Genomic DNA, 11,781 nt, shown 5'->3' with positions numbered 1-11,781 from the left:
ATCATGGTGTCCGCAGTGTTCCATTCCCCGCGTGACGCGGCCGCCTCGCCGGCACCGCTGCCCAGCACGGCTGCCACCGCACAGCCAGCCACGCGCCCGGCCGCGCTCGCAGCCACCACCCAGCCCGAGGCGCCAGCGCCCAAGCGCACGCGCCCGCCGTTCGACGGCCGCGGCCTGGCCCTGCGGGTGCTGCCGCCGGTCATCAGCGTCGCGTTGCTGATCGGCCTGTGGGCCCTGGCCACGATGAAAGGCGGCGCCTTCCCCACGCCGGCCGCCACGTTCGATGCCGCCGTGCAGCTGTTCTCGGACCCGTTCTACCGCAAGGGCCCGAACGACCAAGGCATCGGCTGGAACATCCTGAACTCGCTGTCCCGCGTGGGCATGGGCTTCGGCCTGGCGGCGCTGGTGGGCATTCCGCTCGGCTTCATCATCGGCCGCTTCGAGTTCGCCAACCGCATGGTCTCGCCGCTGATCGCGCTGCTCAAGCCGGTGTCGCCGCTGGCCTGGCTGCCCATCGGGCTGCTGGCCTTCAAGAGCGCCAACCCGGCCGCCATCTGGACCATCTTCATCTGCTCCATCTGGCCCATGGTGGTGAACACCGCCGTGGGCGTGCAGCGGGTGCCGACCGACTACCTCAACGTGGCCCGCGTGCTGCGCCTGAGCGAGTGGAAGGTCATCACACGCATCCTGCTGCCCGCCGTGCTGCCCTACGTGCTGACCGGCGTGCGCCTGTCGGTAGGCACGGCCTGGCTGGTGATCGTGGCCGCCGAGATGCTGACCGGCGGCGTGGGCATCGGCTTCTGGGTGTGGGACGAGTGGAACAACCTCAACGTCGCCCACATCCTGATCGCCATCTTCGTCATCGGCACCGTCGGGCTGCTGCTCGAGTGGGCGCTGATCGCCATTGCCAAGCACTTCACCTTTGAAGAGGACTGATGCCATGAAGCCGTTCATCCAAGTGCAAGACGCCGAGATGGTGTTCCACACCCGCAAGGGGCGCTTTCATGCGCTGCAAAACGTCAACCTCGACGTGAACCGCGGCGAGTTCATCACGCTCATCGGCCACTCGGGCTGCGGCAAGTCCACGCTGCTGAACCTGATCGCCGGGCTGCTGGTGCCCAGCTCGGGCGCCCTGATCTGCGACGGCCGCGAGATCGCCGCGCCCGGGCCCGAGCGGGCGGTGGTGTTCCAGAACCACTCGCTGCTGCCCTGGCTCTCGTGCCTGGACAACGTGCTGCTGGCGGTGGAGTCGGTCTTCGGCGGCAAGGAAAGCGCCGCCCAGCTCAAGGTGCGCGCCCGCGCCGCGCTGGAGCTGGTGGGCATGAGCCACGCGCTGCACAAGCGCCCGCATGAAATCTCCGGCGGCATGAAGCAGCGCGTGGGCATCGCCCGGGCGCTGGCCATGGAGCCCAAGGTGCTGCTGATGGACGAGCCTTTCGGCGCGCTGGACGCACTCACCCGGGCCAAGCTGCAGGACGAGCTGCTCAAGATCGTGGCCCGCACGCAAAGCACGGTCATCATGGTCACGCACGACGTGGACGAAGCCGTGCTGCTGAGCGACCGCATCGTGATGATGACCAACGGCCCGGCCGCCACCATCGGCGAGATCCTGGACGTCGGCATCCCGCGCCCGCGCGTGCGGGTGGAGCTGGCGGAGGACGAGCGCTACATCGCCGCCCGCAAGGCCGTGATCGATTTCCTGTACACGCGGCACGCCCACGTCGAACAGGCCGCCTGACGGCCGCCCGGCGCCCCGGGCGGGCTGCCGGGATAGCGGTCGGATTTGGCGCGAAAGCGCCTCCCGTGTGGCTTTTGGCAGGGGGGTGCTGGCCGAGGCGGCAGGCTTCGGCCTAGCATCGGAGCCCTCTGCGCAAGGAGTTCCGCATGGCCGACGCGTCCCCGTTCGAACACCCCACCCTCAGCCGCTGGCAAGCGCTGCAGGGGCTGGCAGAGCGCCTGGAACTGCTGCTGATGGCCCCGCAGGCCACCGGCAACTTCCCCGCCTCGGTGGAGGCGATGACGCGCGAGCTGGACAACCTCATGGTCGACGACGTCGACCTCGGCGTGTTCGAGGTGGTGCGCATCGGGCCGGAGAAGCTGTCGCGCTACGGCTCACTGCACTCGCTGCACACCGCCTGCGTGGTGTGGCTGGTGGCCCACCGCAAGGAATGGACGGCCGCCAAGCGGCTGAGCGCACTGAGCGCCGCGCTGACCATGAACATCGCAGTGACCGACCTGCAAACCACGCTGGCCCTGCAGAGCAGCCCGCTCACCGACGCCCAGCGCCAGCGCATGCGCGAGCACCCGCTGGACAGCGAACGCCTGCTGCGCGGCCTGGGCGTGCTGGACGAAGACTGGCTGTCCGCCGTGGCCCAGCACCATGAACAACCCGACGGCCAGGGCTACCCGCAGGGCCTGACCCGCATGACCGACCTGGCCGACGTGCTGCGCACCTGTGACGTCTTCTGCGCCAAGATGAGCCCGCGCAACGGCCGGCCCGCCATGCTCAGCCCGACGGCGGCGATGTCCATCTTCCACCAGCGCAGCGCCAACAAGTTCGGCGCCTCGGTGGTGACGACCATCGGCGTGTTCCCGCCCGGCGCCTTAGTGGCGCTGAACACCGGCGAGCAAGCCATCGTGACCGCCCGCACCACCGACCCGCTGCGCCCCATGGTGGCCCTGCTGACCGACGAGCGAGGCCAGCCGCTGGACGCCCCCGTGGGCGCGGCCACCGGCAAAGACGCCGGCCGCCCCGTGGCCGGCGCCGCCCGCGACGCCAGCCTGGCCGAGCTGTTCACCCCCACTGACGTGCTGCGCACCCGCGGCAGCAACTGAGCCCCGCCGGCGTTAGAACACCACCTCGGCCCGCAGGCCGCCCTCGGGCCGGTTGCTCAGCGCCAGCACCGCGCCCTGGCGCCGTACCAGCTGCTGCGCGATGTACAGGCCCAGCCCGGTGCCGCCCGTCTCGCGGTTGCGCGAGCCCTCCACGCGCCGGAACGGTTGGCGCACCCGCTCCAGTTCGGCCTCGGGAATGCCGGGGCCGTGGTCGTCCACCACCAGCCGCGTGACGCCAGCGCTCAGGTCCACCCGCACCCGGGCGTGGCCTGCATAGCGCAGCGCATTGCCCACCAGGTTGTCCACCACGCGGCGGAGGGCCACGGGGTCGGCGCTCACCACGGCGGCCGGGCCTTCGAACTGCACATCGGCGCCGGTTTCGGCCAGGTCGTCCACGGCCGATTGCGCCAGCGCCGACACATCCACCCGCTGCAGCGCCACCGCCTCGGCCGGGCGGAACACCTCGATCACGCTTTCCACCAGCCGGTTCATCTCGCGCAGGTCGTCGATGCAGCGCTCGCGCACCTTGGCCTCCACCTCGCCGGTTTCCAGCCGCAGCCGCATGCGGGTCAGCGGCGTGCGCAGGTCGTGCGAGATGGCGGCCATCATCAGCCCGCGCTCCTCGAACTGCCCGCTCAACTCCGCCGCCATGCGGTTGAACACGGCCGCGGCCTCGCGCACCTCGCGCGTGCCTTGGTCCTCGGCCAGCACCGGCGCCGCGCGGCCCTGGGCCAGGGCGGGCGTCAGGGCCTGCGCCGCGCTCACCAGCCGGCGCACCGGGGCCGCCAGCCAGCGCGAACCCCACCACGCCGCCAGCGCAATCACCAGCAGGCGCACGCCGTAGTCCAGCAGGCTGGACGTCCACGGCAGGCTGGGCGGCAGCGAGGGGAAGGTGGGCAGCCGGCCCGGGCCCAACACGGGCACGGGCCCCTGCGGCCCCGGCCCGCCCGCATCCGCACCCGGCGGGGGCCCGAACGGGGGCGGCATCGGCCCGGCATCGGGGCGCTGGTTCGGGCGGTCGCCCCGTGCCCCCGGCCCTCCCCGCTCATGCGGCGGGCGGGGCGGCGGGCCGTTGGCCGCGTCGCCCATCGGCCCTGAGGCCAGCGTCGGCACCGGCCCGGGCTTGGGGCTGAAGGTCTGCACCACCAGGCTCCACGCCACGAAATGGCTCAGCGCCAGCGCCACCCACATCAGCAGGAACAGGCGCAGCCCCAGGCCATCCCAGCGGCGCCAGCGGCTCAGCACGGCGTGACCTCGGCGTCGAACAGGTAGCCCTCGCCACGCACGGTGCGAATCAGCGCGGGCTCGCGCGCCGTGTCGCCCAGCTTGGCCCGCAGGCGCGACACCGCCAGGTCCACGCTGCGGTCGTTCACCTCCACGCCCGGGGCGCGGGTCAGGTCGATGAGCTGCTCGCGGCTCAGCACCCGGCCGGGGCGCTGCACAAACGCCGCCAGCAGCCGGAACTCCGCGGCCGACAACGCAATGCCCACGTCCTCGGCGTTGACGAGCTGGCGCGTCATGCGGTCAAAGCGCCAGCGGCCAAAGCGCAGCAGCCGGGTGTCGTCATCCACCGGCCCGCCCTGCCCCTTGGCCGCACGCCGCACCAGCGCCTGCAGCCGGGCCACCAGCTCGCGCGGCTCAAAGGGCTTGGCCAGGTAGTCGTCCGCACCCAGCTCCAGGCCCACCACGCGGCTCAGCGTGTCGCCACGGGCGGTGAGCATCAGCACCGGCGGCGCGTCTGCCTGGGTTTGCAGCCAGCGCAGCAGCGCCAGGCCGTCTTCGCCGGGCAGCATCAGGTCCAGCACGATCACGTCGGGCCGTTGCAGGGCCAGTGCCTGGCGCATCGCACGGCCGTCGGCCGCCGCGTTCACCCGCCAGCCAAACCCTTGCAGGTAGGTGGTCAGGCTGGTTCGAATCTCGGCGTCGTCGTCGACCACCAGGCACAGTCCATTCATGCGGCGATACCTACTTTCAATCGGGCCACGTAGCCGGCGCTGACCGAGCCGGTGACGGTGGCGAGTTGGGTGCTGTAGCCATCGCTGAAGATGCCATCGGTGGCCAGGCTGATGGCATTGTTGTTCGCCGCGCTGTTGCCGTAGCCGCTGGTGGCGTAGACGGCGGCGTTGGAGTCCGACGGGAAGCACAGCTGCGAGGTGCGCAGCTTGTTGTTCCAGTTGGTGGCGGTGGTGGTGCTGCGGTACACCTCGAAGTGGATGTGCGGCACGCGGCCCGAGTAGCAGCCGGGGTAGATGGTCTGGAACGTGGCCGTGCCGTCGGTGCCGGTGGCCTGCACGCCGCGCAGGTAGTTCTCGCCGGTCACGCCGCTGGAGTACATGGAGTAGCGGCCCAGCGCGTCGCAGTGCCACAGGTAGATGGCGTACCCGGAGAGGTCGGCGCACGAGGCGTTGGTGTTCACGAGTTCGATGATCACCTGCAAGGGCACGCCCGCGGCCACGCCACTGGCGCCGGCGATGCTGCTGCGGATGTCGCTGCGCACCACGCCCGACAGCGCCAGCACGTTGGCCACGCTGCCGTTGGCGGTGTTCGAGCCGTCGCCCGGGTAGGGGCCTTCGGTCTCGCTCGGGATGACGGAGCAGCCGGTGGTGGTGGTTGTGCCCCCCGAGCTGCTGCTGCCGCCGGAGCTGGACGAACCGGAGGAGCTGGATGCGCTGCTGCTGTCACTGCTGCCGCCGCCCCCACAGCCCACCAGCGCCATGGCGCCCGCCCCGGCAATGGCCCCGGCGCCGGCGCCGAACAGCCAGCGCAGGGCGGTGCGGCGTTCCAGAGCTTGTTGCTGCAAGCGGCTCAGGTCATGGGCCAGGCCGAGGTCGTGGTCGTGTTGCATGGAGGTCCTTCAGTCACTTGAGGTGGGGAGTGAAGGCATTGCACCGCCTGGATGTATCGGGAGCTTGGGCAGATTGTGTCGGCGTGGATACGGACAGGGGCCGTTTGGGTTTGGCGATTTCTTGACGTTGCTTTTGCGTGGAGCCTTTTCGGTTCGGTGCACCGTGCCGGGAGTCCCGCCCGGCGGCGAGGTAACTTTCTTCTGCTGCGCCAGAAGAAAGTCACCAAAGAAGAGGCGCTGAACCGCACACGGGCACTGGCCTGCGACGCACATCGCGCGAGAACGTCCTTCCGGCTGCGGGCACGAAGCGAGCCGCTGCGCTCTCGCTGCTGTCCTTATCCCCAACCCGACTCATCCACCGCTCGTGCGCTTAACGTCGGCTGAACGCCGAACTCACGAGCGGAAGGCAAGCGCCGTCGACGGCGCGCCACAGCATGTGGTGCATTCACTGATGAGCCCGGCGTGCAGCCGGCGTTGAACGTGGCGCAGGTTCGATGGATGGCTGCGGTGACAAGTGGGCGGCGAGAGCGAAGCGGGTCGCTTCTACGCACCAGCCGAGCGACAGTTCTCGCGCGCGAGCTTCACCCGAGGCCCGATGGCGTGCGGTTAGTGCCTCTCTTTTGGTGACTTTTCTCTGGCAAGACAGAGAAAAGTTACTCGCCCGCCGGGGCGAACTCCCGGCTCGGTGCACCGAACAGAACAGGCTCCCCACAAAAGCCCCCATTCAGCCGAATAACGATCACCCCAAGATCAACTGCAACGACCCCTGCATTGCCTGAATCAACCCCTCCAACGCCTGCAACAGCCGCTCACTGCCCTGATGCATGCGCTGCACCGCATCCCCCTGCTCCACCCGCAACCCGCGCAACAACAAGCGCCAGGCCTCGTCCACCTCGGCAAAGGCCGGCTGCAAGCCCGGGCCGGCCAAGGGGGCGGCGCGCACCTCGTCGTAGGCGCGGTTGAACTCGTCCAGGCCCTCGGCCAGGCCGCGCACGTCCTGCCCCGGCAGCACCTGGGCCAGCAAGCCCTGCTTGGCCAGCCGCTGGCTGAGCAGCCGCAGCCGCGTCACCCGGGCCAGCAGCGCCACCGGGCGCGGGCCGGCGCGTTGGCTCAGGCGGGCCACCAGCAGCTCGCTCGCGTCCAGCAGGCTTTGCGCGGCGCGGTCGCTGCGGGCGAGGTCGGGCACGCGGGCGTGCAGGGCGGCGTCCAGTTGCTGCCAGGCCGCCGCCACGGCCGACAGCTCGGCCGACAAGTCCTGCCGCAGCAACTCACGCAGGCGCACCAGGTTGGCCGCCACCCGCTCCACCGAGCCGTCAAGCACCGCCTGCGCCTCGCGTCGCTCGGCCAGCGACAGCCCCGGCCACTGGCGCAGCGCCTGCAGCTTCACCAAACGCTGGCTCAACATGCGCTGCGCGCCGGCGCGCTCCAGCGCCTCGGCCAGCTCGCTGGTGTGCACCACGCCGCGCGCCACTTCGGGCAGCTTGGCCTGGGTTTGCATGGCGGTGTTGCGCAGCAGCGCAAACGCGGCCGCCTCGTCAATGCCGCGCGCCTGCATCAGCAAGCCCTTGGCGCGCTCGGTCCACTTGCGTTCGTCCAGCCGGGCCTGGGCGGCCTGCTCTCGCGCGTGCAGTTGTGCGGCCAGGCCGGCAGCCCAGCGCAGGGTCTGGTCCAGCAAGGCGGCGTCCACCTCCGGCGGCAGGCCGTGCAGCACGCCGCGCTGCAACCAGGCCTGGCGCTCGGCCGCCCCAGGTGGGGGCGCCAGCAGCACCAGCGGCAGGCCCGCATCCCGCTCGGGGTGCGCGCCGTGCGCCAACTCGGTGCCTTGGGGCGCATAGATCAAGCCCAAGGCTGGGGCATCGGGCAGGGGCTGAAGCGCCGACACGGTGCGCAGCGTCCAGCCCAGGGCTTGCAGCGCGGCCGCCTGCGGGGGCGCTGCCGGGGTGCACAGCAGCAGCGGCAGGGTGGGGTCGCCCCGGGAGGCGGCAGCATGGGAGGGGTGGAGTTCAAGGTTCACGCCCCAAAACGGCGCAAGAACCAGGCCAGCGCCCCGCGCTGGCGCTGCGACGGGCAGGCATGGTGCTTGCAGAGCCTGGGGCGAAGTGGCTGCAAGGGTGCGGCCACCGTCCACCGCGATGCCCGAGCCGCTGCAGGCCCGCTTCCGGTGGCGTGCCGGGCGCTCGTCGTCGGTTTTGTACGAGCCCCAAGATGTCCGCCCTGCCCTCCTTCCGCCGCGCCGGCCACAGCCCCACGCTGGTGGCTGCCTTCCTGTACTTCGCGTTCTCCTGCTGCATCTGGGTGCTGAACGGCGCCCTGGCGCCCTTCATCAGCGAGGCCTACGGCCTCACGCCCGCGCAGAAGGGGCTGATGCTGTCCATTCCCATCATGGCCGGCGCGCTGATGCGCTTTCCGTTGGGCCTCCTGTCGCAGTACATCGGCCGCAAGAACGCCACGCTGGTGGAGATGGGCATGATCGCCGTGGCCATGCTGTACGGCTTCTTCATGGTGAAGAGCTACAACGACCTGCTGGCCATGGGCGTGCTGCTGGGCATTGCCGGCGCCAGCTTTGGCGTGGCGCTGAGCCTGGGTTCGGGCTGGTACCCGCCGCAATACAAGGGCCTGGCCATGGGCCTGGTGGGCGCGGGCAATGTGGGCACGGCCGTGTCGGTGCTGGTGGCGCCCCCGTTGGCGCAGGCCTACGGCTGGCAAACCGTTTACGCGTTTGCGGCCGCGGCCATCGTGCTGCCCATGGTGGTGATGATCGTGTTCGCCAAAGAGCCGCCCGACGTGGACGCCCACGCCTCGCTGCGCGAGCACGCGGCCTGCCTCTTTGAGAAAGACGGCTGGGCCTTCAGCCTGATCTACGGCGTGACGTTTGGCGGCTTCATCGGCCTCACCACCTTCCTGCCCACCTACTACTACGACCAGTTCGGCGTGTCCAAGGTGCAGGCCGGGCAGCTGACCATGCTGGCCGCCTTCATGGGCGCGGCCGTGCGCGTGGTGGGCGGCGCGCTGTCGGACCGCTGGGGCGGCGTGAACGTGCTGACCGGCGTGCTGGTGGCCGTGGCCGTCACGCTGACCGGCGTGGGCCTGGCCGGCGGGTCGCTGGTGCTGACCACGCTGCTGCTCATCGCCTGCTTCGCGGCGCTGGGCGCGGGCAACGGCGCGCTGTTCCAGCTGGTGCCGCTGCGCTGGCCCGCGGCCACGGCGGTGGCGGGCTCGATGATTGGCGAGGTGGGCGCGCTGGGCGGTGGCCTGGTGCCCAACCTGATGGGCCTGTCCAAGCAACACGCCGGCACCTATGCCTGGGGCTTTGTGGTGTTTGCGGTGCTGGCCGTGCTGATGCTGGGCGTGATGCGCGTGATGCAGATCCGCTGGACGCGCACCTGGGCTGAAAAGGGCGGCCGCGCCCGCCGGGCCCCGGCTGCGGTGGAGGCCGAGCCGGTGCACTTCCAACGCGTTTGAGCGGTGACCTGCCGTAGTTGACCTGCCGCAGATGAGCTGTCGCAACGGACAGGTCGGCGACGGCCTGACCGCACCGGAAGCAGCCCCACAATCGCGCCGCCGCCAGCCCCGCAGTTCTGTTCAACGCTGGCGCGATGAGGGAGCGTCATGAGCAGCATCAACGGTTTCGGCACCCTGTACTACGGCTGGCGCCACGCGCCGGACGGCACCGCCACCGCCACGCAGTGGGCCTGCGCCTTCTGGGTGCCCTTGCTGCCGCTGCGCCGACAGCGCCTGCGCATTGCGTCCAACCTGGCGCAGCCCACGCTGCGCAGCCACCTGGGCGGGCTGGTGGTCAGCCAGACGGACACCTACGAGCTGCTGGACACCACGCCGCTGCAGCTGCCGGAAATTGCCGCCACCCTCACCAAAACCTACCTGGGCCTGCCGGCGCTGCTGATCGGCCCGGTGCTGCTGGCGGGCGTGGCCCTGCTGGCCGCACGGCAGCTGGGGCTGGACACCACGCCCGGCTCGCCCGCGTTCACGGTGTACGTGGGGCTGGGCTTCGTGGGGATCGTCAACTTTCTGTACCAGGCGGTGCGCGCCATCCGCCGCGCCCGGGGCTGGCAGCCACGGGTGCGCACGCCGCACCAGCCCTGACGCCGAGGGGCCAAGGGCCGCGTCAGCCGTCAGAGGTTCAGCCCTCAGCGCTTCAGGGCCTAGCGCGGCAGGAACACCAGCCAGGCCACCAGCAGCAGGTTCAGCAGCACCGACACCGCCAGCGCCACTTGCCAGGGCGACCACGGCTCCGCGCTCGCTTTCGCGGGCCGGGCCGGCACGGCCTGGTCGCGTGCGGCCAAGCGCTCCAGCGCCAGCAGCAACTCCTCCGCCGTCTCGAAGCGCGCGCGCGCATCCCGGGCCACGGCACGCATGACGATGCGGTCCAGCGGCATGGGCACGCTGGGCTGCAGCCGGCTCACGCTGGCGGGCTCGCGCCGGTAGCGGGCCAGCTGGTAGGGCTCGATCTCGCCATAGGGCAGCCGGCCGGTCAGGGCTTGGTACAGCGTCACGCCCAGGGCGAACAGGTCGGAGCCCGCATCGGGCGGCAGCGGCGGGTCTTGCCACTGCTCGGGGTTGATGTAGCTGGGCGTGCCGGCGTGCAGTTCGCGTGCGGCCGCGGGTGAGCGCGGGCTCAGCGCCACGCCCAGGTCCAGCACGCGCCACTGGCCGTCGTCCCCACGGTGCAGGTTGCCGGGCTTGATGTCCCGGTGCACCACACCGGCCGCATGCAGCAGGCTCAGCGACCGGGCCACAGCCGTGGCCAGCGGCAGCACCTGCGCCGCGTCCAGCGGGCCGGCGGCCAGCAATTGCTCCAGCGTCTGGCCGGCGTGCCAGTCGAACACGGCATAGAAGTGCGTCGCCCCGTCCGCCGGCGGGTGCACGCGCACAAAGCCGCTGGAGGAGCCGTCACGCCCGGCCCAGCGGCGCTGGCGCGGGGCTTCGGCCAGGCGCAGGCCCAGCCAGATCTCATGCGCCAGCATGGCCCGCTCCTCCGGGTCGTCCGAACGCCCCGGGTGCAGCATCTTCAGCGCCACCAGCCGGCCGCTGTGCGGCTCGCGCGCCTGCAGCAGGCGGTGCACGCCGTTGTCGGCCACGCGGGCGGTGATGGCATATCCGTCCAGCACCGCGCCCACCGGCAGCGGGCCGGGGCTGGGCAGGCTGCGGCCCAGTGCGGCCAGGTCGTCCAGGCCCGGGTCGGCCAGGTCGTTCACATCCAGCACCAGGGCGGTGGCGTTGTCGTGGCTGCCGGCGGCCAGGGCGGCGGCTGTCAGGGCATCGGCCGCCGCCTGGGCGCCGGGCGTGGCGCGCAGCAGGTCGGCAATCTGCCGGGCCCGCAGGGCGCCGTGCACGCCGTCGCTGGTCAGCAGCAGGCGGTCGCCCACCTTGAGCTCGCCGGCGCTGTGGTCCAGCCGCAGGGCGTCGTCCAGGCCCATGGCGCGGGTGAGCCCGGCAAAGTCGCGCCGCTCGCGCCGGTGGTCTTGCGTCAGTTGCAGGCAGGCGCCGTCGCGCAGCAGCCAGGCGCGGCTGTCGCCCACATGGGCCAGCGCGTAGCGGCGGCCGCGCAGGGCCACGGCGGTCAGCGTGGTCAGGGCCTCGCGTGCATGGCCCTCGGGCCCGGGGCGCTGGTTGTGGGCGGCCAGCCAGGCGTTCTGGTGGCCCAGCAGCCGGTCCAGCGCCACGCTGGTGTCCCAGTCGGCGGGCACGGCGTGGAAGTCGCGCAGCAGGCTCATCACCGAGGTCTGCGCGGCCATCAGGCCCTCGCCGTGCTCGCCACCGCTCACGCCGTCGGCCAGCGCGGCCACCCAGCCGCGGTCGGCCTCGTGCGCCGCCGGGGCCTGCACGCCAGCGAAGTCTTCATTGCGGGGCCGCCGGCCTTGGAGGCTGGACAGGCCCATGTCGAGTTCAAAACGCATGGGGGTCGGGGAACACGGCGCACACGGTGCGCGCTCGTTGCTGGTGCATTTTTGGGGTGAGTGCACCCGCACCGGGCCCAAATGCGCTTCGGTGTGGGGCGCCGCTATGCGCAAAACACGCTGCGGCCGGGAAAAAGGCCAGCCTCATCGCTGGCACATCGCTTGCGATGCAAGGGTCAGGCCAGG

The 11,781-nt window shown here is 71.3% G+C and carries 10 protein-coding genes; 5 read left to right on the top strand and 5 right to left on the bottom strand.

Annotated features, from left to right (window positions below; all coding sequences use genetic code 11):
- Positions 1-3 precede the first annotated feature (3 nt).
- The 3 genes from ntrB (at position 4) to ACG01O_RS00680 (ending at position 2,835) form a co-directional block, all read left to right on the top strand.
- The gene (ntrB, locus tag ACG01O_RS00690) at positions 4-936 is read left to right on the top strand and encodes a nitrate ABC transporter permease (RefSeq protein ID WP_394380060.1); all 933 of its coding nucleotides are present in this window, start codon (positions 4-6) and stop codon (positions 934-936) included.
- A 4-nt stretch (positions 937-940) separates the two neighbouring features.
- A complete protein-coding gene (locus tag ACG01O_RS00685) occupies positions 941-1,738 on the top strand; it encodes an ABC transporter ATP-binding protein (protein WP_394380057.1) in 798 nt (265 codons plus the stop codon).
- Positions 1,739-1,884: 146 nt separating this feature from the next.
- Complete coding sequence (locus tag ACG01O_RS00680; protein WP_394380055.1) at positions 1,885-2,835, top strand: HD-GYP domain-containing protein; 951 nt, start codon at positions 1,885-1,887, stop codon at positions 2,833-2,835.
- A 12-nt stretch (positions 2,836-2,847) separates the two neighbouring features.
- On the opposite strand, the gene ACG01O_RS00675 is transcribed toward ACG01O_RS00680, so the two are convergent.
- The 4 genes from ACG01O_RS00675 to ACG01O_RS00660 form a co-directional block, all read right to left on the bottom strand.
- On the bottom strand, positions 2,848-4,080 hold the full coding sequence (locus ACG01O_RS00675) for an ATP-binding protein (protein WP_394380052.1): 1,233 nt from the start codon (positions 4,078-4,080) through the stop codon (positions 2,848-2,850).
- Positions 4,074-4,790 (bottom strand): response regulator, encoded by a 717-nt coding sequence (locus ACG01O_RS00670; protein WP_394380050.1) that lies wholly within the window; start codon positions 4,788-4,790, stop codon positions 4,074-4,076. Before ACG01O_RS00670 ends, ACG01O_RS00675 begins: the two co-directional genes overlap by 7 nt.
- Complete coding sequence (locus ACG01O_RS00665; RefSeq protein ID WP_394380049.1) at positions 4,787-5,680, bottom strand: dioxygenase family protein; 894 nt, start codon at positions 5,678-5,680, stop codon at positions 4,787-4,789. Before ACG01O_RS00665 ends, ACG01O_RS00670 begins: the two co-directional genes overlap by 4 nt.
- Before the next feature lie 739 nt (positions 5,681-6,419).
- The gene (locus ACG01O_RS00660; protein ID WP_394380047.1) at positions 6,420-7,694 is read right to left on the bottom strand and encodes an ANTAR domain-containing response regulator; all 1,275 of its coding nucleotides are present in this window, start codon (positions 7,692-7,694) and stop codon (positions 6,420-6,422) included.
- 191 nt (positions 7,695-7,885) lie between these two features.
- Between ACG01O_RS00660 and ACG01O_RS00655 the strand changes: the two genes are divergently transcribed.
- Both ACG01O_RS00655 and ACG01O_RS00650 read left to right on the top strand, forming a co-directional pair.
- Positions 7,886-9,142 carry an MFS transporter gene (locus tag ACG01O_RS00655; protein ID WP_394380045.1) on the top strand — a complete coding sequence of 419 codons (1,257 nt, stop codon included), beginning with the start codon at positions 7,886-7,888 and terminating at the stop codon, positions 9,140-9,142.
- 147 nt (positions 9,143-9,289) lie between these two features.
- On the top strand, positions 9,290-9,781 hold the full coding sequence (locus ACG01O_RS00650) for a hypothetical protein (RefSeq protein WP_394380043.1): 492 nt from the start codon (positions 9,290-9,292) through the stop codon (positions 9,779-9,781).
- Between the two features lie 59 nt (positions 9,782-9,840).
- Here the strand turns inward: ACG01O_RS00650 and ACG01O_RS00645 are convergent, their stop codons facing one another.
- The gene (locus ACG01O_RS00645) at positions 9,841-11,595 is read right to left on the bottom strand and encodes a bifunctional protein-serine/threonine kinase/phosphatase (RefSeq protein ID WP_394380042.1); all 1,755 of its coding nucleotides are present in this window, start codon (positions 11,593-11,595) and stop codon (positions 9,841-9,843) included.
- Positions 11,596-11,781: the final 186 nt, after the last annotated feature.

This window comes from Pelomonas baiyunensis, assembly GCF_043555935.1.
Lineage (GTDB): Bacteria > Pseudomonadota > Gammaproteobacteria > Burkholderiales > Burkholderiaceae_C > Pelomonas > Pelomonas baiyunensis.
The sequence above is the reverse complement of the archived record's forward strand: the minus strand, read 5'-3'. Positions and strand labels throughout refer to the sequence as shown.